The following is a 23,688-nucleotide window of genomic DNA, read 5'->3' on the forward strand; positions in this document are numbered from 1 at the left end:
CTGGCTGCATCAAGCCACGCTGGCGACTTTGCCCGGCGATGCCGGCGCCGCAGCGTCCTCCTCCGCGCGACCGCAATCGGTGAGGGTCAGGTACTTGGTTTCCGGCGCCCAGGCTATGGAGATGATTGCGCCCAGCAGCAGGATGCCGGCGAGGATCGCCATGGTCGGGTTGAGCCCGATGCCTGCCACGCTGACCGGCAGCAGGAAGGTGCTCAGTGCCGAGCCCAAGCGGCTGGCCGCCGTCGCCAGGCCGATTCCGCCGGCGCGTACTTCAGTGGGGAAGCTTTCCGCCGGGTAGACGCCGACCAGGTTGCTCACCGCCGACAGCACCAGGGTGAACAGGCCGAAGCACGCGACCATCAGCCAGGCCATGCTGCCCGGCAGCAGCACCAGCAGGAACAGCGAAGCGGCGAGGATCAGGAAGGAGTTGATGAGGAAGCCGCGGCGGCTGAACTTGATGGTGCACCAGATACCCAGCAGCGCGCCGACGATCAGTAGTGCGTTGAGCATCATCTCGGTGCCGAAGCCTTCGGACAGTCCCATCTTCTGCAGGATCGACGGCAGGAAGGTGTAGATGGCGAAGTACGGCATGACGATGCAGATGAAGAACAGGCAGTTGAACGCCGTGCGCTTGCGGTATTGCGCGCTGAACAGCGCCTTGTAGCCGCTGTGCTTGCGATTGATGACTTCCTCGTCGATCTCCACGTTGGCGCCCAGGTGCTTCCTGACGATGGCGCGGGCTTCTTCGATGCGGCCCTTGTAGACCAGCCAGCGCGGCGACTCGGGGGTGCCGATACGGGCGATCAGGATCATCGCCGCCGGAATGGCCGAGGACGCCAGCATCCAGCGCCAGGCGTCATCGCCCAGGGACAGCATGGCCGTGCCGACGAAGGTGGCGGCGACGTAGCCGAAGGTCCAGATCACGCTGAACGATCCCAGCAGCACACCGCGATGCTTGCGTGGCGAGAACTCGGCGAGCATGGCGTGGCCGACGCTGAAGTCGCCGCCCAGGCCGATGCCGATCAGCACCCGGCAGAGGAACAGCTGCATCGCGGTTTCCACATAGAACTGCATCACCGATGCAGCCGTGATCAGCACGAAACTGATGAGGAATATCTTCTGCCGGCCGAGGTGGTCGGAAATCCAGCCGAAGAACAGGCTGCCGAGGAACAGGCCGAACAGCGCCGAGCTGCCGATCAGGCCCTGCCAGAACGGCGTCAGCGCCATCTGCGGATTGATCAGGGTAAAGGCGATGCCGATCAGGCCGAGGATGTAGCCATCGGTGAAGTGGGCGCCGAAGGTGAGGCCGGCGATCTTGATGTGGAACCTGCCGATGGGCAGGTCATCGATTTTGACTGGTTGACCCGACATGATCGTCTCCGAGTTTTTGTTATAGGAAACACCGCGAGGTTGAACCACCGCGCCCTTGGCGGCGCGGCGGATGAGGCAGAACGCCTTTGGGGCGCGTCAGGCAGACAGGCCGCCCATGAGCAGGTACTTGATCTCCACGTAGTCCTCGATGCCGTATTTCGAGCCTTCGCGGCCCAGGCCTGACTCCTTGATGCCGCCAAAGGGCGCCACCTCGGTGGAGATGATTCCTTCGTTGATGCCGACCATGCCGGCCTCCAGCCCCTCGGCCATGCGCCAGACGCGGCCGATGTCGCGGCTGTAGAAATAGGCGGACAGGCCGTAGGGCGTGTCGTTCGCCAGATTCAGGACTTCAGCCTCGTCGCGGAAGCGGAAGCAGGCGGCGACAGGGCCGAAGGTTTCCTCACTCGCGATGAGCATTTGCGGATTCGCTTCGGCCAGCACGGTGGGCTCGTAGAAGGTGCCACCCATTGCATGGCGGCGACCGCCACAGAGTACCCGTGCGCCCTTCTCCACCGCGTCACCGACGTGTTGCTCGACCTTGGCCAGCGCCGCTTCGTTGATCAGTGGGCCCTGCTCGGTCTCGCCTTCCAGCGCATTGCCCACCCGCATGGCGCGCACGGCTTCGGTGAGGCGCGAAACGAAAGCCTCGTACACCCCCTCCTGGATGTAGAAGCGATTCACGCACACGCAGGTCTGTCCGGTGTTGCGGAACTTCGACGCCATGGCGCCGCGCACGGCGGCCTCGATATCGGCGTCATCGAAGACGATGAAGGGGGCGTTGCCGCCCAGCTCCAGCGAGACCTTCTTCAGCGTCTCCGCCGCCTGGCGCATCAGCAGCTTGCCGGTGCGGGTCGAGCCGGTGAACGACAGTTTGCGCACCGCCCCCGATGCCTGCAGCGCGCCGCCGATGGCCGGGGCGTTGCCAGAAACGATGTTGAACACGCCCGGCGGGATGCCCGCTTCTTCCGCCAGCACCGCGAGGGCGAAGGCCGACAGCGGGGTTTCTTCCGAAGGCTTGAGAATCATCGTGCAGCCGGCGGCCAACGCCGGACCGACCTTGCGGGTGACCATCGCCAGAGGGAAGTTCCACGGAGTGATCGCCGCGACCACGCCGATCGCCTGCTTGATGACCACGATGCGCGCATCACCCTTGTGCGAAGGGATCACATCGCCGTAGACACGTTTGGCTTCCTCGGCGAACCACTCGAGGAAGCTCGCCGCATAGGCTACTTCGCCCTTGGCCTCGGCCAGCGGCTTGCCCTGCTCGGTACTGAGCAGGCGCGCCAGATCGTCCTGGCGCTGCAGCATCAGCTCGCCCCAGCGGCGGATGCGCGCGCTGCGTTCCTTGGCAGTCAACGCGCGCCAGGCCGGCAATGCGCGTTCGGCGGCGGCGATGGCGGCGTTGGTTTCCTCGGCGCCACCACGGGCGACTTCGACGATCAGCGCACCGGTGGCCGGGTTGCGCACCGGATAGGTCGCGCCACCGGTCACCCATTGGCCGTCGATATAGTGGCCGGTCTTCAGCAGCTCGCTCATGCCACCGCCTCCGTCAGCGCGAAGGCTTCGCGCATGGGCCGGGCAGCACGCAGGATGCGCTTGCCGGCGGTGTAGTCGTTGATCACGTCGCAGGGCGTGTAGTTGCGCTCCAGCTCGTGGATTTCCTCATCATCCAGACGGGTTTCCAGTGCAGCCAGCGCGCTGTCGAACTGCGCGGTGGTGTCGGCGCCGACCAGCATGCAGTCCACGCCCGAATGCTGCAGGACCCAAGCCTGGGCGATCTGCGCGTTGGACACGCCGCGGCGCTGGGCCACGCGCTGCACGGAGCGGGCGATCTCGAAGGAGGCTTCGTCGGCGTACATCTGCTGCGTGAAGAAGTCGGTCTGGTTGCGCGTGGAGTTCGCATCGCCGGTTAGCAGGCCGCGCGCCAGCGGGCTGAACACCGAGACGCCGAGGCCCTGGTCGCGGCAGAACGGGATCATCTCGCGCTCTTCCTCGCGGTAGGCGCAGTTGAGCTGCAGCTGCATGTTGATCGGCTTGACCCAGCCGTTGCGCTCGCAGGCCATGAGGATCTTCGCCAGCTGGCCGGTGAGCATGGTGGACACGCCGATGTAGCGGGCCTTACCGGCGCGGACGATGTCGTTCAGCGCGCCCATCACCTCTTCCACCGGGGTGTTCACGTCGTAGAAGTGCAGCATGTAGATGTCGACGTAATCCATGCCCATGCGCTTCAGGGAGGCATCGATGCCATCCATGATGTGCTTGCGCGAATGGCCGCTGGCGTTGATGCCGGGACGGGTGCCGTAGCCGACCTTGGTGGTGATCACCACGTCCTCGCGACGCACCAGGCGCTTGAGGATGCGGCAGACCACTTCTTCGCCGACGCCGGCGGAATAGAAGTCGGCCAGATCGATGAAGTTCACGCCGGCATCCAGCGCATGCTTCACGATCGGCTCGCTCCTGGCCTCATCGAAAATCCACGGTTTCCAGTCCGGGGTGCCCATGTTCATGGTGCCCAGGCACAGCTTGGACACCTGCAGGCCGGAGTTGCCGAGACGGATGTATTGCATGCTGCTGACCTCAGGCCTTGGGGGTGTAGAAGGGGTTGGCGATGGCGTTGACCACGTCGGCCAGCTGCGCGCGCTCGGGCTTGCAGCTCAGCGCCGCGCGGATCGCGGTGCGGCAGGCGTTGTAGTTGTTCAGGTAGACGGCATCGAGGTCGTCGCAACCGGGGTTGACCCAGTTGGCGGTGACGATGGCCCACTCGTCCTCGGCTTCCGGCGGCAGCGTGCCGTCTAGCAGCGCCTCGGTGACGGCCTTGGCGATGCCCGCCTGGGACGCGCCCCAGGTGGCGTTGGCGTGCATATCGCCGTTGATCTCGGCCTTGTTCACGTAAAGGGTCATTGGCTTGACCGGAATGTTCGGCTGCGCGATCACCATGAATGGGCAGTGCCCCTGACTGGGCGAGGAAAGGCTGTTGGAGAAGGCTTGGCCGGCCGGTCCGCTGCGCGGGCCGAGCAGGATGTTGATGTGCGCGGCATTGACGCCGGGGCCTTCGAAACCTTCACCGATGTACAGGTCGAGCTTTTTCATGGGGTACCTCATGGAACCGTGGGGTGTAAGAAAGCCCGGGCCTGCTTGCGCGGCCCGTGGCAAAACCGGCGCAGTGGCGCCGGGGGAAAGCGGAAGGGGGATCAGGAATCGACGGGCGAGTCGGACGGGTGCGCGAAGGCACCGGACAGGCCGGAAAACGGAGGACGGATCGAGGGCGGGGAAAACAGGCAGGTGATCATGTCGCGTCGCTCTTTGTTGTTGTCGATGAGCTGGTGCGACGATTTTTAGCACCGGGCCCGAGCGGCCCGGTAACCACAAAAACTCAAGGAGTTATGACTTGCCCTCATAACTGCAGAGCGCGATGAATCTCAGAGCCCGATGCGCTCGAAGAAGCCCGGCCCTTCCACTTCCTTGCCGCTGGCGGCAATGCTCACCGGCTCCTGGACCTGCCGGGTGGCGGGGATTTCCCGCGAGCCCAGCTCCTTGCCCACCAGTTGCAGCGGGCCGGCGCCCTGGCCGGCGGTGTGTTCGTACTTGGGCGGCGTGTGGGTCTCGTCGTAGCGCAGGTAGTAGACCTCGCCAGCGCGGGCTTCCAGGGTGAAGCCGGCGATCAGAGTGAAGTCCAGGCTGCCGCCGGCGAAGTAGGTCCAGAAGCTGCCCAGCAACGGGCGGCGCATCTGCAGCGGATAACTGCCGGGGGCGAAGCTCAGGGCGAAGTAGCCGTTGCTCGGCAGGCTGCCGATCAGTTCGTTGTTGATGAACAGGCCCGGCGCCTCCAGCTCTTCGTCGGACCACTGGTTCTGCGGCCGGTAGATGTACACCGTGGCCTGCTGCGCATCTGCGGGCAACGCGCCGAAAGGCGGCCCGTCCACCGCGCCGAAGAACGCGCCGGGCGAGCTGCAACCAGCGAGCATCAGGAGAAAGGCGCACAGGGCCACTCGGAGCATGGAAAGTCCCTCTTATGGTTATCCCCGGAGCATAACCAGCGCTTCGCGCCTTGCCACCCGTCGAAAGTCCGGGTCTACGGCATCACAGTTACCGGCGCCCTCGCCCCCGCCTACCCCTTCCTGTTTGACACTGTTCCCAGGCAAGCGAAGTATTATCCGGTATTACCTTTTAGTAAGAGGTGTGAACATGGCCACTTCGGTCAAACTCGACGAGGAAATGCTCGCCCGAATCCGCGAACTGGCCGAGCTGCGCCAGCGCTCGCCGCACTGGATCATTCGCGAAGCCATCGGCCAGTACGTGGTGCGCGAAGAGCAGCGCGAAAAGCTGAAGAAGGAAACCGAGCAGGCGTGGGAGGAGTTCCAGGCAACCGGTCAGCACGTCACCGCGGAGGCCGTGGAGAACTGGCTGAACAGCTGGGGCGCTGAGGACGAACAAGACACTCCGAAATGCGAGTGATCTACGCACCTGCAGCACTGCGCGACCTCGAACGTCTGCGGCGTTTCCTGCGGGAAACCAACCCTGCCGCCGCAAGCCGCCCCGGCCGGGTCATCATCGAAGCCACCCAGGCCCTCGCCGCGTATCCGCAGATAGGCCGGCTGATCGATGATCTGCCGGTGACCTTTCGCGAATGGCCGATCGATTTCGGCGACAGCGGTTACCTCGCCCGCTACCGCATCGACGGTGAAACCCTGGTGATCCTCGCCATCCGCCACCAGCGCGAAGCCGGCTACTGAACCCGTATCAACTCAGATCCTTGAGCCAGAACATCAGCGACTTGGCAGTCTCCTGTTGCTCGCCGATATCGCGCCAGTGGTATTCGGTCTGCAGGGAGGGTTGCGGAGTGAAACCCTGCTGCAGCCAGAAGGCGTCCGGCGAGCGGTAGCTGGCAGGGCGCGCGGAATGCTCCGGCGGCCGCCGAAGGGCGCAGAACGCACACCAGTCGAAGCGATCCAGGCCACGCGCAAAGCGCTCGCGCTCCTCGAAGAAGCGCCGGTCGAGATCAGCGCTGCGGTACTGGGGCAGAACCACCGACTCGCCAAGATAGAAGATTCGCTCCGGATTCCAGCCTTGCGCCAGGAACGGCTGCTGGAAAGCCTCGGCCTCGTCCAGCAACGGCAGCCCGGTCGAGGCCCCGACCACCCGGCCTTCATCGATCACCAGCACGCACAGGCTCCAGGCCGAGCGCACATGGCTGGCGAGGTACCCGGCTTCGTACTCCGGGCTGCCGTCGAAGAGGTACGGATACTCGCGGAACACGCTGATGCGCAGTCGCGCCAGATCATCGATGAACGGGCGAAGAGCGTCGCCGCTGAGCAGACGGATATCCAGGGGCATGGTGGGAGTCCGCAGGTGCCGCCACCGGCAAGGTGGCAGCGATGTCGAAACCTAGCATGCGCCGCGAAGCCTGCCGAGGTTCCGGCTGCGACAGAAGGGTCTCCCTGCGCGCCAGGTTTCAAGGCAGTTCGCGGGGAGGGCCGACGAAGACGACTCAGGACTCCGTCACCACCCGTCGTCGTGTGGCCGGCGGTGTTGTGGGCGGAACCGGCAGCAGGTGACGCACCAGCCATTTGCGCACAGGCACCACGCAGCGCTCCTGTACCAGCACGCAACTGGTGACCATGAACAGCAGGAACAGCGGGTACAGCCACAGCGACAGTTGCTGGTGCGTTGCCGACTCCACGCAGAAGGCCCAGTCCGCCAGGCAGTCTCCCGGTGCGCGAATCAGCTTCTCGGTGCGCGAGAACAGGGTGAACAGCGGCACATGCAAGGCGAACAGCGACAGCGACGCCGCCCCCAGACGTGGCGACCAGTGGCGGACCAGGCTGCTCTGCGGCTCGCGCGGCAAGGCGCTCATGTACACAAGCACCAGCTGCGCCGGGAGCAGCAGGCCGTTATGCAGCAGGAAGTACCAGTACTTGGCGCCGTGGGTGTAGAGGTAATCGGCGACGAGGAAATTGGCCAGCACGAAAGCGCCCATCGCCACCAGCATCCCGCGTCCCGGCAGGCGGCCGGCACCCTTGTACTCGCGGAACAGCCCGTAGGCGAGGATGCCGCTGAGGAACTCCGGCAAACGCAGCAGCGGGTTGCGGTGCAGCAGGCCGGTCCAGGGCATGCCGTACTGCTCGCTGGCGACCACCAGGATCGGCGGAATCAGGTAGAGCCCCCACAGCGCCAGCAGCCAACGCCACTTGTTCGTCAGGCGTGCCAGGCGTGGGGCGACGAAGGGGAAGCAGAGGTAGAAGAAGAACAGCGTCGACAGCGACCAGAGCGGCGCGTTGAAGGTCAGGTAATACGGGTTCCAGGCCTGCAGCATGGTGAGTTGGAGGATGCTGTTGAACAGCAGTTCGCGGTCGCTCATCCAGTGGTGGAACAGCTCCGGCTGCAGCCGCCCGATGGCTTCGTTGGTGTCATAGATGACGAAGCGCGGCGTCGCCTGGTCGAGGTCCGGGCCGATGCCCAACCCGCTCACCACCAGCAGCACGGCGATGGTCAGCAGGATCGAGAAGATATGCAGCGGGTAGAGGTTGGACAGGCGCTTGGTGAAGAAGCTGCGCGGGCTCTCGCGCAGCTGCCCGTCGGTGACGTAGACGTGGCAGAGCAGGAAGCCGGAGAGCACGAAGAAGGTGCTGGTGGCGAAGAAGCCCAACGCGGTGAGGTCATCGAGGCCGGCGAACTTCTGCTCCGCCGGGTAGCTGTGCAGCGTGTGATAGATCACCACGTAGAGGCCCATCAGGAAGCGCAGCCACTCCAGCCCGATGAAACGCTCCTTTTTTTGTATGTTCTCCACGCTTCTCTCCTTCCAGGTAGGCGAACGACAGCTGGACGAACCACAACGACATCAGCGGCGGCGGTCGAGGAAGTTCACCACCAATCGGTCCAGCGAGCCCCACAGGCGCTCGCGCAGGCGCTTCCACCAGGGGCGCGCGCGCCAGAAGCCCAGGTCGATCTCGCGGCTCTGTGCGAAATCGGCGGCCAGGCAGTCGGCCACCGCCGCGGTGAATGGCGGATCGAACGCTTCTACATTGGCCTCCAGATTGAACCGAAGGTTCCAATGATCGAAGTTGCACGAGCCGACGCTGACCCAGTCATCGACCAGTACCATCTTCAGATGAAGGAAACGCGGCTGGTACTCGAAGATCTTCACCCCGGCGCGCAGCAGGCTCGGGTAATAGCGCTGGCCCGCGTAGCGCACGGGCGCATGATCGGTGAGGCGCCCGGTAAGCAGCAGGCGCACATCGACGCCACGCTGGGCGGCCTTGCGCAAGGCGCGGCGGACTTTCCAGGTCGGCAGGAAATACGGCGTCGCCAGCCACACGCGCTGGTGCGCGCCACGTAGCGAGCGCACCAGCGCCTGGAGAATGTCGCGGTGCTGACCGGCGTCGGCATAGGCGACCCGCGCCAGACCTTCGCCGTAGTTGGGGATCGGCGGCAGGCGGGTCAGCAGGACTTCCTCGCGGGGCTTCCAGGCGCGCACGCCAAGGCAGGCATTCCACTGCCGCTCGAATAGCCGTTGCCAGTCGGCAACGATGTGGCCGGTCATCTCGACCATCACTTCATGCCAGTCGCTGCGGTTCTCCCGCGCGGACCAGAACTCATCGGTGGCGCCGGTGCCGCCGACATAGGCGATGCGTTCGTCCACCAGCAGCAGCTTGCGGTGGTCGCGGTATAGGTTGCGGATGCCGGCCTTCCAGTTCAGCGGGTTGTAGTGGCGCAGCTCGCCGCCCGCCTCCCGCAGTTGGCGCGTCCAGGAACTGGAGAGTTTCAGGCTGCCGAAGGCGTCGAACAGGCAACGCACCTTCACGCCGCGCGAGCGCGCAGCCAGCAAGCGATCCAGCAGCGCCTCGGCGCAGCTGCCGCTTTCCACCAGATAAAGCTCCAGCTCAATCTGCCGCTGCGCACTGTCGATGGCTTCGAACATGCGCGGGAAGAAGCGCTCGCCATCGCAGAGCAGGGCGAAACGGTTGCCCGTCCGCCAGGGGAAGATCGGTCCGCTCACCGGGAGGCGAAGATCAGCACGGCGCCCACCGGCACCGACAGGCCGATGCTCTTGAGCCCGGCCAGTTTGCGCAGCTGCGCCACGCCCGGCGCAAGGCCGAAGTCAGCGGCGTTGATCACCAGCGGCGAGAGGGTCACCACCTGGAAGCGATGCTCGTCCAGGCGGGTGATCAGCACATCGGTGCGGTAGTCCTTCACCTGGCCATTCAATTCCAGGCGCAGCGGCAGGCGCGTCTCCAGCTGCACGCCGTTGGCGAGATCGGTAACGGGGCGCAGGTCGATGGTCGAGGTGATACGCGCCTCGGGGAATTTCTCCGTATCGAACAGCTTGTCGCGCACACGTTCATCGCGCAGCGGGATGCCGGTGCTCAGGGAATCCATCTCGATGCGCAGTTCCACCTGGCCCTGCTCCTCCACCTTGCCGTGCATCACCAGGAAGCGGTTCACCTCGGCGATATCGGCGTTCTTGGTGGTGACGAAGGTCAGCCGCGAGGACTCGTAGTCGAGGTACCAGGCAGCCTGGGCGGAAGCGGCGAAGCAGGCCGCGAAGAGGAAGGCGAACAGCGAGCGCATGAAATCCCTTACATGGAAAACGGATGGATCAACGGCCAACGATAGCGGCCCGCCGTCGGCTTGCAAACCAGCCGACCGGCGAGCCCATTGGGCAAACATGGGCGCCAATGGTTCAGTCGGCGAGCAGCGCGGGAATTCCGGCCACCAGCGCATCGATAGCGCAGCGGATCTTCGAAGGCATGTAGCGGGTCTTGGGCCACACCGCGTGGATATCCAGCGGCGGCAGGTTGCAGCGCCCCTTCACCACCACCAGTTCGCCCAGCTTCACGTGCCGGGCCAGCAACCAGGACGGCAGACGCGCCAGGCCGAAGCCGGCCACGGCGGCGGCGGTAATGGCCTGAAGGTCGTCCATGCTCAGTTGCGGATCGATGTCGATGCGTTTCACCCGGCCGTCGTCGTCGCGCAGGTCCCAAGGGGAGGTTACGCCCGCGACGGAATAGCTGATGGCCGAGTGGCCGACCAGATCGTCCAGCTCCTCGGGCATGCCGTATTGCGCGATGTAGGAAGGCGCCGCGCCGATGCTGGTGTACTGCACGCCCAGCTTGCGTGCCGCGAGCGTGGCACTGTCGCCCAGCGGCCCGATGCGCACGGCCAGGTCGAAGCCCTCCTCCACCAGGTCGACGCGGCGGTCGGTGAACGACAGGTCGATCTTCAGCGACGGATACTGCCGCGCCAGCGCCAGCATCAGCGGCGCCACGCAGAGGTGACCAAAGGAGATCGGCACGCTGACCCGCAGGCGCCCACGCGGCTCCATGCGCCCGCCTTCCAGCGCGGTGTGCGCGGCGTCCAGCTCGGCCAGCGCACGCACGCAACTGTCGTAGAACACCTGGCCGTCGTCAGTGAGGTTCTGGCTGCGCGTGGTGCGTTGTAGCAGGCGCACCCCCAGGCGTGCCTCCAGCCGGGCGATGGCCTTGCCCACCGCCGAACGCGTGAGGTTCAGGCGCTCCGCCGCAAGGGCGAAGCTGCCGGCATCCACCACCTGGACGAAGGTGGCGATGCCATCGAATCGGTCATCCATCGGCCTGCTCAGTTGATTCCTGAAGAGACCCAATGATGGGACCAAATGGAGTCAATGGGGAACCCTGTTCTTTTCGACAATGGTGGCTCGCCAAACGGAGCCCACTCCCATGACTGCCCAGCACAACCCCAGAAACCTCATCGCCCTGGCGGCGGTGTGCCTGTCCTCGATGATGTTCGGCCTGGAAATCTCCAGCGTACCGGCCAGCCTGCCGGCGCTGGAGCGCGTGCTGCACGGCGACTTCCAAGACCTGCAATGGGTGATGAACGCCTACACCATCGCCGTCACCAGCGTACTGATGGCCGCCGGCACCCTGGCCGACCGCTTCGGCCGCAAGCGTCTGTTCGTCATCAGCCTGGCGCTGTTCGGCCTGACCTCGCTGCTCTGCGGACTGGCGGGCGACATGCCGACCATGATCGCCGGGCGCTTCCTGCAGGGCGCCGCCGGCGGGGTGATGCTGATCTGCCAGGTGGCCGTGCTCACCAGCCAGTTCAGCGACCCGGCAGAACGCGTGCGCGCCTTCGCTGCCTGGGGCGTGGTGTTCGGCATCGGCCTGGGCTTTGGGCCGATCGTCGGCAGCGCCATCGTCGCCCTCGCCAGCTGGCAGTGGGTGTTCCTGGTCCACGGCCCGCTCGCCCTGCTCACCTTGGCGCTGGCGCAGTACGGCGCGGTGGAATCGCGCGATCCGGACGCCGAGCAGTTGGATGTCGGCGGCATGCTCACGCTGTCGCTGGCGGTGCTCGGCACGGTGTTCTACATCACCCAGGGCGCCGAGATGGGCTTCGCCAGCCCGGCCGCGCTGGCAATCCTGCTGTTCAGTTTCGCCAGCCTGATCGCCTTCGTTCTGATCGAGCGCCGCGTCGCCCACCCGATGTTCGACTTCTCGGTGCTGCGCATCCGCGCTTTCTCCGGCGCGATCTTCGCCTCGGCGGGAATGAACGTCAGCTTCTGGCCGCTGATGATCTACCTGCCGGTCTACTACCACGGCGTGCTCGGCTACGACGACGTGAAGGCCGGCTGGTCGCTGCTCGCCTACACCCTGCCGACGCTGGTGGTGCCGCCGATCGCCGAGCGCCTGGCGCACCGTTTCCAGCCCGGCTGGGTGATCCCCGGCGGGATGTTCGTGATCGGCGCCGGCTTCTTCCTGATGCTCTGGGGCTGCAGCGTGGACCACGCCAGCTGGCTGACCCTGCTGCCCGGCTGCGTGCTGGCCGGCATCGGCCTGGGCCTGACCAACACCACGGTGACCAACACCTCCACCGCCGCCGTCCCGGCCGCTCGCGCCGGCATGGCCTCGGGCATCGACATGAGCGTGCGGATGATCTCCCTGGCGATCAACATTGCGGTGATGGGGCTGATCCTGCTCTCCGGCGTCGCGGCAGCTCTGAACGGCGCAGAGGGTGGCGAGAAGCTGCCCCTGGCGGCGAGCATCGCCAGCGGCCGGTTGGGCACGGACGATCCGGACGCTGCCCGCGCCGCACTGGTTCAAGGGTTTGGCTGGGTACTCGGCTACGGCGGCATCAGCGCCTGGCTGTTCGCGGTGGGCAGCTTCCTGACCTTCGGTGTGCATCGGACGGAGCGGCCTAGACTGGAGGCTGTCCAATCCTGAATGAAAGGAAAGTCGCCATGAAAACTATCCTGCTGCTCACCTTCGTGGTTATCGGCGCTTCCAGTTGCAGCGTGGTGGTCCGGGTTTCGCTTCCAGCCCGACGTGCCGGCGATTGAGGCGCGGGCTTGAGGCCAGCTGTTTTTTGCGGTTGACGCTGTGCCGTGCGGCTCGCGAGCAAGCTCGCTCCTACGAAGAGCCATATATGTCGGCATGGCTCTGGCTCTGGCTCTGGCAGACTTCCAGATAAACCTCAGCGGCACTCCGAACGCCCCGTTCAGGAGGCCTCGTTGAAGCGGAGTTTCAGGGGTTGAGCGACATGGATGTCGCGAGAGCCGCGATGGGCCAGGGATGGCCCTTCGTGGGGGGACGCCTAGTTCGTGCCCCTTAAACTTCGCTTCAACGAGGGTATTTTTCGCCCCAAGCGAAAAACCGGATGTCCGGGGCAAGACCTTTTGGTTCCTTTTGGGGCGTTTGCCAAAAGGGACTCGCCCGAGGGGGCGAAACACGAGGTCCACGCACACGCCGTAGCGGCGCCGAAGTGCCCAAACCAAAGCAGCAACATTGGAGCAAAACAAGGCGCCGGCCATACCGACGGATCGCGGATAAGATCCGCTCCTGGAAGGTCACGGCGTGCGTATCAAGGCGCCTGCTTGATCACCTGACTGAACCCCAACACCGCAAACACCGGCACCTCCGGAGTAATGGACGGCACATTGGCGACCTCCTTGAGCGGCTCCAGCTTCTCCTCCAGGTCGAAGTCGATCAGCTTGAGCACCAGCGGCTCCATGGTCGTCACTTCGATGCGGCTCTCACTGGGGCGGCTGACCAGCACCTCGGACTTCAGTCGGCGCTGCTGGCCGTGCAGGTCGAGGTTGAAGTCGATGGTTTCCTGGCGCGACTGGCCGACCTGCAGGTCCTCGTAACGGCTGAGGTCCAGCTGGCTGCTGATGATCGCCTCGGGGAAGCGCTCGATCTCGAAGAAGGCATTTCGCATGCGCTCGTCGCGCAGCGCCAGGCCGCTGTCGATGGACTCCAGCGGCACCACCACGCGCACCGCGCCCTTGTCGTCGATCTGCCCAGAAAGGCGGTCGAAACGCTGCACTTCTGCCATCTTGCCGCGCTTGACCGAGACGAAGCTGATCCGCGAGGTGTCGCCGTCCAGTTGCCATTCGGCCAGGGCCAGGGGGCTGGCCAGCACCAGCAACGCGCATACAGCTCCTGTTACAAAAGAATGCATTGATCCTCCGAAGCGGGTCGCCCCGCTCCGTGGAGCGCGCCCGTCAGTGGCTGCCCGATTCGGGCAAATCGTCCGCCTGGGGCATCAGTTGGCATCCCTCGCGCGCACTGAGCCAGGCGGCTGTCTGCGTACTGCCCAGGCCGCGGGCGGTCACCCGCTTGCGCGCTTCGTCGTCGAGGAAGGCGCTGGTCGGCACGTACTGTTTGGTATAGGCCCGGCAATAGTCCGCCGAGTTCCCCATAACGTAGCGGCAGGAGCAGTACTCCTTGGCGGTATAGGCGCCGATGATGCCGGGGAAGGCGGCGAGATGGATGCGGTTCTGCCAGGCCGTGGTCACCAACGCGAGCAACAGAAGGACCAGGGCGGTGAGGATCGGATGGCGGCGGATCATGGCTGCACCTCCCCGTGGGCGAAGGCCGCCTGGGCAAGCTTGAGGAAGGTGTCGTGCTGGTAGCTGCCGTCGCGGTCGTCGGCGTAGCGAACGATCACCAGCTTCTGCTCGGGGATCACGTACAGCGCCTGGCCCCAGTGGCCGAGGGCGGCGAAGGTGTCCTCGGGCGCATCCGGCCAGGGCGCGGGCGCACCGGCCACCGGGCGGTTGAGCCACCACTGGCCGCCGGGCACTGCCTCATTGGGCTTCTTCGGATCGGGCTGGTACTCGGGGAATGGCGCGAGGACGAATTTCAGCCAGTCCTGCGGCAGCAACTGGCGATCCTTCCAGCGCCCGTCGCGCTCCATCAGCAGGCCGATGCGCGCGAGGTCGCGGGCGGTCATGTAGGCGTAGGACGAGCCGACGAAGGTGCCGCTGGCGTCACGCTCCCAGACGGCGGACTGGATGCCCAGCGGCTCGAACAGCGCGGTCCAGGGGTAGTTGGCGTAGTCCTTGCCGACCATCTGCTTGAGCGTGGCGGAGAGCACGTTGCTGTCGCCGCTGGAGTAGCGGAAGCGCTTGCCCGGTTCGGCATCGGCGGGGAAACCGGCGGTGAACCTGGCCATGTCATCGCGGCCGCGGGTGTAGAGCATCGCCACCACCGAGGAGCGCACCGGCGCGTACTCATATTCTTCCTGCCAGGCCAGGCCTGAGGCCCAGTGCAGCAGGTCGCGCATCTTGATGTCGGGGTGGTCGGCGAAGGCCGGATAATGCTTGGCCACTGGATCGTCGAGCTGGAACTTGCCCTCGCCGAAGGCTACGCCGAGGACGCTGGCCATCACGCTCTTGCTCATCGACCAGGCCAAGTGCGGAGTCTCGGCGCGTGTCGGGCCGGCGTAGCGCTCGTAGATCAGCTGGCCGTCGCGAATGACGACCACGGCGTCAGTGCGCACGCCCTTGCGGGTGCCGTCATCACGGGTAGGAAAGGCGTAGTTTTCGAACGCCTGCACGGCGGCGCCGCTGGGCATGGCGCCGTGGGGCCAGTCGGCCTCGGGCCAGGTTTCGGCTCCGTGGGCGTGGCTGCTCAGCAGGCAGGTGGCCAGCGCCAGCGCGCGCAGCGCTGGGCGGAAGGGGGCAAAGGGCATCGGCGGGCCTCTTGTTATCAGGTCGGCCCGCACCCTAGCACGGTGAAGATGACGGATTAAGCGCCGATCGTGCCGTAATCAAGGACGATTGGCGCAATCGGTCAGCGCCGTGCTTGTTAACAGGAGCGTGTCAGCACGAGCGCGCTAGCGCGGAACCTGGTAGTCGTCCGGCCCCATGAGATCCATGCCGCATTGCAGGTCGGCGATCCAGTCGAGGAATGCCGTGATCATCGGCTTGCCCACGAAGGGCCGGCCGTGCTGCGGGACGATCATCTCGATGTCCAGGCCACGGACCATGTTGGCCCACAGTCGGCCGACCTTGTTCGAGGCCATGTAGCGGCGGTGGAAGCCCTCCATGTGAGGCACGTGGGCGGCGAAGTCCTGCACCGGGCTGGCGTCGTCCACCAGGGAGGCGCCCATATCGCCGGAGAAGAGGATCTTGCTGATCGGGTCGTAGATCTGGAAGTTGCCCACCGAGTGGAGGAAGTGCGCGGGGATCATCTTCAGTTGGCAGCGGCCCAGTTGCACCGACTCGCCACGGTCCGGCAGCGGGATCACGCGGTCATAGGTGGAAATGCCGTGGCTGACCGCCAGGTAGCTGGCCGTGAGGTGCGGCAGGAAGCGCGCCCAGAGCTTGGAGCAGATGACCTTGGCGCGGGTGTGCAGCAGCCACTTGTCCAGCGCGGCGATGATGTCCGGGTCCTGGTGCGAGGCGAAGATATAGTCCAGGTCCTGGAGCGGGAACAGCTTGGAGAGTTCCAGCGACAACGGGGTGTAGGTCAGGTCGCCGCCCGGATCGAGCAGCAGGCGCTTATCGTGGTCGACGATGAGGAACTGGTTGGATTGCACACCGTCGCCGCTGACCAGATCGTCGAAACACAGGCATTGATGTTTACCGTCGTCGAACAGCACGATGGGTTCGCGTCGCATGAGGGGATTTCCTAAAGCAGTGGGAGGGAAAACAGTGGGTAGCCCTGCGGAAATTTCTAGGTATCTCAGAAACTTCTGTAAGGCTAACGTCCCCTCCCCGAGCCCTCACTGACGTGGGTCAAGGCCTATTGCCACCCTCGCTTTCTCCAGGCGTTTGGCCCGCGCGGAGCCGGCAATGGCAAGCACGCCCTTGTCCCGCTTCCATACCGCGGCCAGCTCCGCAGCACCGGAGGCGAACGCGGTATCCAGCGCCGCGGCGAGGCTTTCGAACTGGCTGAACACACCGGCCAGCAGCAGATGGGTTTCCGGCGGCGAGGCGGGCTGCCGGCTGACTTCGGCGCAACCGGCAAGTACGCCGGTGAGGCGCAGACTCAGCTCCGCCGGCCATCGGTGTTCCACGGCCAGGCCATAGAGCCAGGCGCAGACTGCAGCCAGCACATGGGTGTCTTCCAGGGTGCGGAAAGGTTTGCTGTAAGCCTCCCAGCCATCGCCGGGCAGGCGCTCGCAATGGGCCCCATCGAGCAGCAGGCGGGCATGGGGGATATCGGGCATCAGCGGCAGGGCCGGCAGCGCTTCGAGCTTCGCGCCGGGGGCGCCGGCCAGCACCACGGTCATGGCGATGCGCGGCGGCTCGCCCTCTTCCTCATCGCGCGCAGCGACCAGCCACCAGGCGGCGCTGTCGGCGGCGGTGGCGAAGTCCTTGCGCCCGTGCAGCACCAGGCCTTCGAGGCGCGTCTGCAAGTCGGCGGGGCGCACGCTCTTCTTCTCGGTCACACACAACGCTCCGAGACTCCGCGGGGCAGCCGGCCAGAGAGCGCGCAGCGCCGCCTGGTAGCCGGCAAGAAAAGCCAACCCCGGCGAAGTCGCCAGACGGCCACCGAGCACTGCCAGTTCGAAGCTGCCGGCGCACTCTGCGCGGGTGAGCAATTCGGCGTACCAGTCGTCCAGGGCCAGGCCGGACGGTAACCGGTCCTGCGGGCCGAGCAGGCATTTCCAGGGCATCGCGGCGCTCCTTCCTTCGAGGTCGTCGTTCTTGTCATACAAGCATCACCGCACCGTCATGGGCGTGACACCGGTCATTCCTAGCCTGAGCTTGCACAACAAAGCCGACCGGCCGCAACCCGCATGGCCGGTTCACGGAGGCACTCGCATGAGTCAGATCGCCCTCTCCTGTGACACCCCGGCAGAACGCCGTCTCAAGGCCGTGCGTCTGCGCGGCGCCCGCGCCCTGCGCGAAGCCCAGGCCCTGCGTTACCGCGTGTTCAGCAGCGAGTTCGATGCCCAGCTCAAGGGCGCGGACCAGGGGCTGGACATGGACGACTACGACCGCCACTGCGCCCACATCGGCGTGCGCGACCTGAATACCGGCGCGCTGGTGGCCACCACCCGCCTGCTCGACCACCGCGCCGCGCAGCGCCTGGGCCGCTTCTACAGCGAAGAGGAATTCGCCCTCGACGGCCTGGGCGACCTGCAAGGGCCGGTGCTGGAAATCGGCCGCACCTGCGTCGACCCGGACTACCGCAACGGCGGCACCATCGCCGTGCTCTGGAGCGAGCTGGCCGAAGTGCTCAACGAAGGCGGCTACCGCTACCTGATGGGCTGCGCCAGCATTCCCATGCGCGACGGCGGCATCCAGGCCCGCGCCGTGATGCAGCGCCTGCGCGACCGCTACCTGTGCCAGCAAAACCTGCGCGCCGAGCCGAAGACCCCGCTGCCGCCGATGGACGTGCCGGACAACCTCACCGCCGAGCTGCCGCCGTTGCTCAAGGCCTACATGCGCCTGGGCGCGAAGATCTGCGGCGAACCCTGCTGGGACCCGGACTTCGGCGTTGCCGACGTGTTCATCCTGCTCAAGCGCGACGAGCTCTGCCCGCGCTACGCCCGCCACTTCAAGGCCGCGGTCTGATGCGCAGCCTGCGCGCCTGGCTGCGCGTCGCCCGCCTGCTGTCATTGCTGCTGGTGGGCCTCGCGCTGGCCAGCTTCGTCAGCCTGCTGGAGCGCCTGCCTGGCGACCGTATGCCCCTGCGTCAGCGCCTGACGCGCTGGTTCCTAGCACGCCTGTCTGGTGCCCTGCCCTTCGAACTACAGGTGCACGGCGAGCTGCCCACGCAGCCGATGCTGTGGGTCTCCAACCATGTGTCGTGGGTCGATATTCCGCTGCTGGGCGGGCTGCTGCCGCTGACTTTCCTGTCCAAGGCCGAAGTGCGCCAGTGGCCGGTGGCCGGCTGGCTGGCGGAGAAGGCCGGCACGCTGTTCATTCGCCGTGGCTCGGGTGATGCGCGGATGATCAACGCACAGCTGGCCACGCACCTGTCGCGCGGTCGTTCGCTGCTAGTCTTCCCCGAAGGCACCACCACCGACGGTCAGGGCCTGCGCACTTTCCATGGCCGCCTGATGGCCAGCGCCATCGAAGCCGGCGTGCCGGTGCAGCCGGTAGCGCTGCGCTACCGCCGCAACGACCGGGCGTGCGAACTGGCGCCGTTCATTGGTGATGACGATCTGGTCAGCCACCTGAAACGCCTGTTCGACCATGACCGGGGCGTCGTGGAAATTCACCTGCTGCCGGCGCTGTCCAGCGCGCACCAGGACCGCAACCTGCTGGCCAAGCAGGCGCACGCCGCGATCCACGCAGTGGTGTGTGAGGCTCAGGAAGAATCGGCCATCGCGGCCTGAAGCCTGCCTGGAAAGCGGCAGGGAGTAAGGAGATGGTTTGGAGCCCGCCGTAACCTACGGCCGACGGGTTCCCACTCTGACGAAACGGCTTTCAAACTGCGCCGGGCGGCACCCTCGAGCCGCCCGATGCAACCTGAAAACAGTCTCCAGGCGCCGGTGGCTCAAGCCTCCGGCGGCACGACCAGGATGTCACAATCCAGTTCGCGCAGAGCGTAGTCGGCAACACTGCCGATCAGGGCACGCTTGATCCCACCCATACCCCGAGTACCCATGACCAGCAGATCGGGCCGATGCTTGTCGACCATCCGCTGCAACACGTTGCCCGGCAGCCCGACGGCCACCAGTTGTTCGTCGATGCGTTCTTCCAGATGGCGCTCGTGGAGGAACTTCTTCAGCTCGTCCACCGCCTGGCGGGATTCGCTGCCGACGAATTCGTCGATGCGTTCCTCGCTCACTCCGGAGTACTGCATCATGCCCTTGGCCAGCGGGCTGAAGGCGTAGACGCCCCGGCGCACGGCACCTTCGAGCAGGCCCAGCTCATCGGCCACTTCCACCGCATGGGCCGAGGCCGGCGAGGTATCGAGGGCGATCAACAGATCGCGGTACTGGCCGCCGGCCGGCTGGTTGACCACCAGCACCGGCAGTTGCCCGGCGCGCAGCACTCGCTCGACCGTGGTGCCGACGAAGATGTCGCGCAGCACGCTCTTGCGGTGCGCGCCCATCACCAGCATCTCGCAGTCCTGCTGCTTCGCCGCGGCGAGGATCCGCTGATTCGGATCGCCGCGCTCCACCAGCAGTTTCGGACAGGTGCCGCCCAATTCGGTGAGTTCCACCAGCCGCGCCTCGAGCATCAGGCGCACCTGGGTAAGCTCCTGCTCGACCAGCGCCGAGGGCTGGTCTTCATCAACCACGTAGAGCACGGTCCAGGGACAGGCGTAGCGCTTGGCCAGCGCTGCCGCACGGTGCAAAGCCTTTTCGGAACGGCCGGACAGATCCGTTGCGACCATTAACGACTTCATCATGCTGCTCCTCTCGTCGTCCTTCAGATGTGTCTATTGCACACGCGATGGGCCGTCGGGCGGTTGACACATATCAAGTCAGGTCGGACCGCCCATCACATTTGGCAGATTTCTGACGAAAGCCTGCAATTCGGGATAGAAATCGCGGAAATCGCTGCTCAACGGTTCGTACAGACGATCCAGTTCATCCCAGGCGCCGTCCAGCAGGGACGGCCGGGACAGGCGGCGGGACATCCCGGCGACCACGTCCTGCAGTACCTCGAACTCGCGATAACTGCCAAGCCAGTCCTGCGCTGCCATGCACGGTGCAATGCGCGCCAGACGCTCCGGCAGGCCGGGCGTGCGGCCCAGTACACCGTAGACCCGTTGGGTGAAGTGCTCCAGCGGCTCGCCGGAGAAACGCCCCCAGTCGCGGGCCAGGCAATGGTCGAAGAACACGTCCAGAAGCACGCCGGCCATGCGCCGTCGCTCACTGGGGAAGCGCGTCTTGGCACTGTGTATCAAGGCGTGACTGTCGGTGAAGGCGTCGATGCGCCGGTGCAGGCGGATGCCCGCCTCGATCTCGGCGGGCCACTGGCCGGCCAGCGGTCCCTTGACGAAGTCGCCATAGAGGCTGCCAAGCAGTTGGGCGGGCCGGTCGCCGCCCAGGTGGAGGTGTGCGAGGTAGTTCATGCCGATCAGCTTAGCGCGGAACCGGTGCGGACCTGTAGGACCGAGGGGGACGCCCAGTCCTTGCTCGCGAACAGGTTACGCTTCGGCGCCGGGAGGTTCGCGAGCAAGCTCGTTCCTACAAAAGCAGGCTGCAACGCGCTGGACGTCTCTCGCGGATAGGCCGCAGGGCGCATGACGCGCAGCGTTATCCGCCGCGGGACCATTGGCGCATAACCCGTTCCGGGTTATGCGCCCTACAAGGATTTCGCGGCAGGAATCCACGCCTTCAGGGACGGGGCCACCCGGGTAATATCATCGGGAGTGATCATTACTATCGCCCCAAACGAATTCATATCGTTTTTGACCGATATATAGTTCGTCTCAACGCGATATACCGATGTGCCCCATGACTGAACAAACCCATCTCGATCCTGACATCGACCTCGAAGAAATCTTCAAGGCCCTGGCCCACCCGGTGCGGCGCGACATGCTGCACTGGCTCAAGGACCCAGAGCAGTTCTTCGTCGAGCAGGAACACCAATCCTTCGAGATCGGCGTCTGCGCCGGCAAGTTCGACCAGCGCACCGGCCTGTCGCAATCCACCGTCTCCGCGCATCTGGCCACCCTCCAGCGCGCGGGCCTGGTGACCAGTCGAAAAGTCGGCCAGTGGAACTTCTTCAAACGCAATGAAGAGACCATCCAGGCCTTTGTTCGCCACCTGAGCGAAGCGCTGTAACCGGCTACTGCCAGCCAAGACAATTCCACTCTCCAGGAGCAGGCACATGCCCACTTCGCTTCTCGTCCTCGCTTTGTCCGCGTTTGCCATCGGCACCACGGAATTCGTGATCATGGGCCTGTTGCCCGAGGTTGCGGGCGACCTCTCCGTGACCATTCCCGCCGCCGGCTGGCTGGTCAGCGGCTATGCCTTCAGCGTCGCCATCGGCGCGCCGATCATGGCCCTGCTCACCGCCCGCCTGCCGCGCAAGACCGCGCTGCTGATGCTCATGGGCATCTTCATCCTCGGCAACCTGCTCTGCGCGGTGGCCGCCAACTACGGCCTGCTGATGCTGGCGCGGATCATCACCGCCCTGTGCCACGGCGCCTTCTTCGGCATCGGTTCGGTGGTCGCCGCCAGCCTGGTGCCAGCCAACCGCAAGGCTTCCGCCGTGGCCCTGATGTTCACCGGCCTGACCCTGGCCAACGTGCTCGGCGTACCGGCCGGCACCGCCCTGGGGCAGATCGCCGGCTGGCGCTCGCCGTTCTGGGCGGTGACCCTGATCGGGGTGTTCGCGCTGATCGGCCTGTGGAGCGTGCTGCCCAGGAAACACGATGAAGAAGCCGTGGACATGCGCAAGGAAGTCGCCGCGCTGCGCAACGGCCAGCTGTGGCTGGCGCTGGGCACCACCGTGCTGTTCGCCGCGGCCGTTTTCGCCCTGTTCACCTACGTCGCGCCGCTGCTGGGCGAAGTCACTCAGGTCTCGCCGCGCGGCATTACCTGGAGCCTGGTACTGATCGGCCTCGGCCTGACCCTGGGCAACATCCTCGGCGGCCGCCTCGCCGACTGGCGCCTGGGCACCACCCTGGCCGGCGTGTTCGCCACCATGGCAGTGGTCTCCACCGTCCTGAGCTGGACCAGCGCCGCGCTGATCCCGGCCGAAATCACCTTGTTCATCTGGGCCGCAGCCGCCTTCGCCGCGGTGCCCGCCCTGCAGGTCAACGTGGTGCGCGTCGGCGGCGCCGCGCCGAACCTCGTCGCCACCCTGAACATCGGCGCCTTCAACGTCGGCAACGCCATCGGCGCCTGGGTCGGCGGCAGCGTCATCGACCACGGCCTGGGCCTAACCCGCGTGCCCCTGGCCGGCGCCGTGCTCTCCGTACTCGCGCTGATCGCGGTGATGATCGCCTTCAGCGGCAAGCCCAACCAAACCCAACCCGTCCTCGACTGATCCTCCCCCTCACGCCCCGGAGTAACGCAATGACCACGCTTTTCGACCCCATCGTCATCGGTGACCTGGAACTGCCCAACCGCATCGTCATGGCCCCGCTGACCCGCTGCCGCGCCGACGAAGGCCGTGTGCCCAACGCGCTGATGGCCGAGTACTACACCCAGCGCGCCGACGCCGGCCTGATCCTCAGCGAGGCCACCTCGGTGACCCCGATGGGCGTGGGCTACCCGGACACCCCCGGCATCTGGTCCGACGACCAGGTGCGTGGCTGGACCAACATCACCAAGGCCGTACACGCCAACGGCGGCCGCATCATGCTGCAGCTGTGGCACGTGGGCCGCATCTCCGACCCGCTGTACCTGAACGGTGAACTGCCGGTAGCGCCGAGCGCCATCAAGCCCGCCGGCCACGTCAGCCTGGTGCGTCCGATCAAGGAATTCGTCACCCCGCGCGCCCTGGACACCGAAGAGATCGCCGACATCGTCGAGGCTTACCGCATCGGTGCCGAGAACGCCAAGGCCGCCGGTTTCGACGGCGTGGAAATCCACGGCGCCAACGGCTACCTGCTCGACCAGTTCCTGCAGAGCAGCACCAACCAGCGCACCGACCAGTACGGCGGCTCCATCGAGAACCGTGCACGGCTGCTGCTGGAAGTCACCGACGCCGCCATCGGCGTCTGGGGCGCCGGCCGCGTCGGCGTGCACCTGGCCCCGCGCATGGACTCGCACGACATGGGCGACGCCGATCCGCTGGCCACCTTCGGCTACGTAGCCCGCGAGCTGGGCAAGCGCGGCGTGGCGTTCATCTGCACCCGCGAGAAGGCAGGCGACGACAGCATCGGCCCGAAACTGAAGGAAATCTTCGGTGGTGTGTACATCGCCAACGAACGCTTCACCAAGGACAGCGCCAACGAGTGGCTGGAAAGTGGTAAGGCTGACGCAGTGGCCTTCGGCATTCCGTTTATCGCCAACCCGGACCTGGTGACCCGCCTGAAAAAAGGCGCCGCCTGGAACGAACCGCACCCGGAAACCTTCTACGGCAAGGGCCCGGTCGGCTACCTGGACTACCCGCGCCTGTAACGGCGGGTTCCAGCGCCAATGAAAAGGGCGCCTTCATTCGAAGGCGCCCTTTTTGTTGTCCTGAAAATCCGC

Annotated in this window: 25 protein-coding genes; 8 read left to right on the forward strand and 17 right to left on the reverse strand. The window is 65.7% G+C overall.

Annotated features, from left to right (window positions below; genetic code table 11):
• Positions 1-9: 9 nt before the first annotated feature.
• The 5 genes from IB274_RS04590 to IB274_RS04610 all read right to left on the reverse strand — a co-directional run bounded on the left by IB274_RS04590 (position 10) and on the right by IB274_RS04610 (position 5,369).
• Positions 10-1,371: an MFS transporter gene (locus IB274_RS04590; RefSeq protein ID WP_192430840.1), complete on the reverse strand. Its 1,362-nt coding sequence runs from the start codon at positions 1,369-1,371 to the stop codon at positions 10-12.
• Between the two features lie 96 nt (positions 1,372-1,467).
• Positions 1,468-2,907 (reverse strand): NAD-dependent succinate-semialdehyde dehydrogenase, encoded by a 1,440-nt coding sequence (locus tag IB274_RS04595; protein ID WP_192430841.1) that lies wholly within the window; start codon positions 2,905-2,907, stop codon positions 1,468-1,470.
• Entirely contained in the window at positions 2,904-3,938 is a 1,035-nt protein-coding gene (locus tag IB274_RS04600; RefSeq protein WP_192430842.1) for an aldo/keto reductase, read from the reverse strand. Before IB274_RS04600 ends, IB274_RS04595 begins: the two co-directional genes overlap by 4 nt.
• Before the next feature lie 10 nt (positions 3,939-3,948).
• Positions 3,949-4,461, reverse strand: coding sequence for a formaldehyde-activating enzyme (gene fae / locus IB274_RS04605; protein ID WP_192430843.1), 513 nt, complete (start codon positions 4,459-4,461; stop codon positions 3,949-3,951).
• A gap of 329 nt (positions 4,462-4,790) precedes the next feature.
• The gene (locus tag IB274_RS04610) at positions 4,791-5,369 is read right to left on the reverse strand and encodes a DUF2846 domain-containing protein (protein ID WP_192430844.1); all 579 of its coding nucleotides are present in this window, start codon (positions 5,367-5,369) and stop codon (positions 4,791-4,793) included.
• A gap of 187 nt (positions 5,370-5,556) precedes the next feature.
• Between IB274_RS04610 and IB274_RS04615 the strand changes: the two genes are divergently transcribed.
• Positions 5,557-5,826: a CopG family ribbon-helix-helix protein gene (locus IB274_RS04615; RefSeq protein WP_225614633.1), complete on the forward strand. Its 270-nt coding sequence runs from the start codon at positions 5,557-5,559 to the stop codon at positions 5,824-5,826.
• Positions 5,817-6,104 (forward strand): type II toxin-antitoxin system RelE/ParE family toxin, encoded by a 288-nt coding sequence (locus IB274_RS04620; protein ID WP_192430846.1) that lies wholly within the window; start codon positions 5,817-5,819, stop codon positions 6,102-6,104. Before IB274_RS04615 ends, IB274_RS04620 begins: the two co-directional genes overlap by 10 nt.
• A gap of 7 nt (positions 6,105-6,111) precedes the next feature.
• Here the strand turns inward: IB274_RS04620 and IB274_RS04625 are convergent, their stop codons facing one another.
• The 5 genes from IB274_RS04625 to IB274_RS04645 form a co-directional block, all read right to left on the reverse strand.
• Entirely contained in the window at positions 6,112-6,699 is a 588-nt protein-coding gene (locus IB274_RS04625) for a GNAT family acetyltransferase (RefSeq protein ID WP_192430928.1), read from the reverse strand.
• A gap of 160 nt (positions 6,700-6,859) precedes the next feature.
• Positions 6,860-8,149: an acyltransferase gene (locus IB274_RS04630; protein WP_318652849.1), complete on the reverse strand. Its 1,290-nt coding sequence runs from the start codon at positions 8,147-8,149 to the stop codon at positions 6,860-6,862.
• Between the two features lie 60 nt (positions 8,150-8,209).
• Positions 8,210-9,367: a phospholipase D-like domain-containing protein gene (locus IB274_RS04635; protein ID WP_192430848.1), complete on the reverse strand. Its 1,158-nt coding sequence runs from the start codon at positions 9,365-9,367 to the stop codon at positions 8,210-8,212.
• Complete coding sequence (locus IB274_RS04640; protein WP_192430849.1) at positions 9,364-9,939, reverse strand: YceI family protein; 576 nt, start codon at positions 9,937-9,939, stop codon at positions 9,364-9,366. Before IB274_RS04640 ends, IB274_RS04635 begins: the two co-directional genes overlap by 4 nt.
• Before the next feature lie 112 nt (positions 9,940-10,051).
• Positions 10,052-10,957 (reverse strand): LysR family transcriptional regulator, encoded by a 906-nt coding sequence (locus IB274_RS04645; RefSeq protein ID WP_192430850.1) that lies wholly within the window; start codon positions 10,955-10,957, stop codon positions 10,052-10,054.
• A gap of 109 nt (positions 10,958-11,066) precedes the next feature.
• Here IB274_RS04645 and IB274_RS04650 point away from each other — a divergent pair, with 109 nt between their 5' ends.
• Positions 11,067-12,566 carry an MFS transporter gene (locus tag IB274_RS04650; protein WP_192430851.1) on the forward strand — a complete coding sequence of 500 codons (1,500 nt, stop codon included), beginning with the start codon at positions 11,067-11,069 and terminating at the stop codon, positions 12,564-12,566.
• Positions 12,567-13,203: 637 nt separating this feature from the next.
• Here the strand turns inward: IB274_RS04650 and IB274_RS04655 are convergent.
• From IB274_RS04655 to IB274_RS04675, 5 genes are all read right to left on the reverse strand, one after another.
• Positions 13,204-13,803: a YceI family protein gene (locus tag IB274_RS04655; RefSeq protein ID WP_192430852.1), complete on the reverse strand. Its 600-nt coding sequence runs from the start codon at positions 13,801-13,803 to the stop codon at positions 13,204-13,206.
• 43 nt (positions 13,804-13,846) lie between these two features.
• Positions 13,847-14,194, reverse strand: coding sequence for an amidase (locus IB274_RS04660; RefSeq protein WP_081516354.1), 348 nt, complete (start codon positions 14,192-14,194; stop codon positions 13,847-13,849).
• Entirely contained in the window at positions 14,191-15,318 is a 1,128-nt protein-coding gene (locus IB274_RS04665) for a serine hydrolase domain-containing protein (RefSeq protein ID WP_192430853.1), read from the reverse strand. Before IB274_RS04665 ends, IB274_RS04660 begins: the two co-directional genes overlap by 4 nt.
• Positions 15,319-15,462: 144 nt before the next feature.
• On the reverse strand, positions 15,463-16,248 hold the full coding sequence (locus tag IB274_RS04670) for an MBL fold metallo-hydrolase (protein ID WP_192430854.1): 786 nt from the start codon (positions 16,246-16,248) through the stop codon (positions 15,463-15,465).
• A gap of 105 nt (positions 16,249-16,353) precedes the next feature.
• On the reverse strand, positions 16,354-17,250 hold the full coding sequence (locus tag IB274_RS04675; protein WP_192430855.1) for an acyl-CoA dehydrogenase: 897 nt from the start codon (positions 17,248-17,250) through the stop codon (positions 16,354-16,356).
• Positions 17,251-17,398: 148 nt separating this feature from the next.
• Between IB274_RS04675 and olsB the strand changes: the two genes are divergently transcribed.
• Positions 17,399-18,154, forward strand: coding sequence for an L-ornithine N(alpha)-acyltransferase (gene olsB / locus IB274_RS04680; RefSeq protein ID WP_192430856.1), 756 nt, complete (start codon positions 17,399-17,401; stop codon positions 18,152-18,154).
• Positions 18,154-18,921 (forward strand): lysophospholipid acyltransferase family protein, encoded by a 768-nt coding sequence (locus IB274_RS04685; protein WP_192430857.1) that lies wholly within the window; start codon positions 18,154-18,156, stop codon positions 18,919-18,921. The genes olsB and IB274_RS04685 overlap by 1 nt, the downstream gene beginning before the upstream one ends.
• A 161-nt stretch (positions 18,922-19,082) precedes the next feature.
• Here the strand turns inward: IB274_RS04685 and IB274_RS04690 are convergent, their stop codons facing one another.
• Positions 19,083-19,943, reverse strand: coding sequence for a universal stress protein (locus IB274_RS04690; RefSeq protein ID WP_225614634.1), 861 nt, complete (start codon positions 19,941-19,943; stop codon positions 19,083-19,085).
• Between the two features lie 75 nt (positions 19,944-20,018).
• Positions 20,019-20,612 carry an ACP phosphodiesterase gene (locus tag IB274_RS04695; RefSeq protein ID WP_192430858.1) on the reverse strand — a complete coding sequence of 198 codons (594 nt, stop codon included), beginning with the start codon at positions 20,610-20,612 and terminating at the stop codon, positions 20,019-20,021.
• A 385-nt stretch (positions 20,613-20,997) separates the two neighbouring features.
• Here IB274_RS04695 and IB274_RS04700 point away from each other — a divergent pair, with 385 nt between their 5' ends.
• Genes IB274_RS04700 through IB274_RS04710 form a run of 3 tightly spaced genes read left to right on the forward strand, consistent with a single transcriptional unit; the run spans position 20,998 to position 23,616 of the window.
• Positions 20,998-21,327: an ArsR/SmtB family transcription factor gene (locus IB274_RS04700; protein ID WP_138215930.1), complete on the forward strand. Its 330-nt coding sequence runs from the start codon at positions 20,998-21,000 to the stop codon at positions 21,325-21,327.
• A 46-nt stretch (positions 21,328-21,373) separates the two neighbouring features.
• Complete coding sequence (locus IB274_RS04705) at positions 21,374-22,537, forward strand: MFS transporter (protein ID WP_192430859.1); 1,164 nt, start codon at positions 21,374-21,376, stop codon at positions 22,535-22,537.
• Positions 22,538-22,566: 29 nt separating this feature from the next.
• Complete coding sequence (locus IB274_RS04710; protein WP_192430860.1) at positions 22,567-23,616, forward strand: alkene reductase; 1,050 nt, start codon at positions 22,567-22,569, stop codon at positions 23,614-23,616.
• Positions 23,617-23,688: the final 72 nt, after the last annotated feature.

It is taken from the genome of Pseudomonas sp. PDM18 (genome assembly GCF_014852585.1).
Taxonomy (GTDB): domain Bacteria; phylum Pseudomonadota; class Gammaproteobacteria; order Pseudomonadales; family Pseudomonadaceae; genus Pseudomonas.

What these genes read in the sequence shown, in the direction of transcription:
- IB274_RS04675 (WP_192430855.1), bottom strand. Translation starts at nt 17,250, where the DNA reads ATGCCCTGGAAATGCCTGCTCGGCCCGCAGGACCGGTTACCGTCCGGC.
- IB274_RS04710 (WP_192430860.1), top strand. Translation starts at nt 22,567, where the DNA reads ATGACCACGCTTTTCGACCCCATCGTCATCGGTGACCTGGAACTGCCC.
- IB274_RS04660 (WP_081516354.1), bottom strand. Translation starts at nt 14,194, where the DNA reads ATGATCCGCCGCCATCCGATCCTCACCGCCCTGGTCCTTCTGTTGCTC.
- IB274_RS04650 (WP_192430851.1), top strand. Translation starts at nt 11,067, where the DNA reads ATGACTGCCCAGCACAACCCCAGAAACCTCATCGCCCTGGCGGCGGTG.
- IB274_RS04655 (WP_192430852.1), bottom strand. Translation starts at nt 13,803, where the DNA reads ATGCATTCTTTTGTAACAGGAGCTGTATGCGCGTTGCTGGTGCTGGCC.
- IB274_RS04700 (WP_138215930.1), top strand. Translation starts at nt 20,998, where the DNA reads ATGACTGAACAAACCCATCTCGATCCTGACATCGACCTCGAAGAAATC.
- IB274_RS04590 (WP_192430840.1), bottom strand. Translation starts at nt 1,371, where the DNA reads ATGTCGGGTCAACCAGTCAAAATCGATGACCTGCCCATCGGCAGGTTC.
- IB274_RS04695 (WP_192430858.1), bottom strand. Translation starts at nt 20,612, where the DNA reads ATGAACTACCTCGCACACCTCCACCTGGGCGGCGACCGGCCCGCCCAA.
- IB274_RS04620 (WP_192430846.1), top strand. Translation starts at nt 5,817, where the DNA reads ATGCGAGTGATCTACGCACCTGCAGCACTGCGCGACCTCGAACGTCTG.
- olsB (WP_192430856.1), top strand. Translation starts at nt 17,399, where the DNA reads ATGAGTCAGATCGCCCTCTCCTGTGACACCCCGGCAGAACGCCGTCTC.
- fae (WP_192430843.1), bottom strand. Translation starts at nt 4,461, where the DNA reads ATGAAAAAGCTCGACCTGTACATCGGTGAAGGTTTCGAAGGCCCCGGC.
- IB274_RS04665 (WP_192430853.1), bottom strand. Translation starts at nt 15,318, where the DNA reads ATGCCCTTTGCCCCCTTCCGCCCAGCGCTGCGCGCGCTGGCGCTGGCC.
- IB274_RS04670 (WP_192430854.1), bottom strand. Translation starts at nt 16,248, where the DNA reads ATGCGACGCGAACCCATCGTGCTGTTCGACGACGGTAAACATCAATGC.
- IB274_RS04600 (WP_192430842.1), bottom strand. Translation starts at nt 3,938, where the DNA reads ATGCAATACATCCGTCTCGGCAACTCCGGCCTGCAGGTGTCCAAGCTG.
- IB274_RS04640 (WP_192430849.1), bottom strand. Translation starts at nt 9,939, where the DNA reads ATGCGCTCGCTGTTCGCCTTCCTCTTCGCGGCCTGCTTCGCCGCTTCC.
- IB274_RS04645 (WP_192430850.1), bottom strand. Translation starts at nt 10,957, where the DNA reads ATGGATGACCGATTCGATGGCATCGCCACCTTCGTCCAGGTGGTGGAT.
- IB274_RS04615 (WP_225614633.1), top strand. Translation starts at nt 5,557, where the DNA reads ATGGCCACTTCGGTCAAACTCGACGAGGAAATGCTCGCCCGAATCCGC.
- IB274_RS04595 (WP_192430841.1), bottom strand. Translation starts at nt 2,907, where the DNA reads ATGAGCGAGCTGCTGAAGACCGGCCACTATATCGACGGCCAATGGGTG.
- IB274_RS04690 (WP_225614634.1), bottom strand. Translation starts at nt 19,943, where the DNA reads ATGATGAAGTCGTTAATGGTCGCAACGGATCTGTCCGGCCGTTCCGAA.
- IB274_RS04610 (WP_192430844.1), bottom strand. Translation starts at nt 5,369, where the DNA reads ATGCTCCGAGTGGCCCTGTGCGCCTTTCTCCTGATGCTCGCTGGTTGC.
- IB274_RS04685 (WP_192430857.1), top strand. Translation starts at nt 18,154, where the DNA reads ATGCGCAGCCTGCGCGCCTGGCTGCGCGTCGCCCGCCTGCTGTCATTG.
- IB274_RS04705 (WP_192430859.1), top strand. Translation starts at nt 21,374, where the DNA reads ATGCCCACTTCGCTTCTCGTCCTCGCTTTGTCCGCGTTTGCCATCGGC.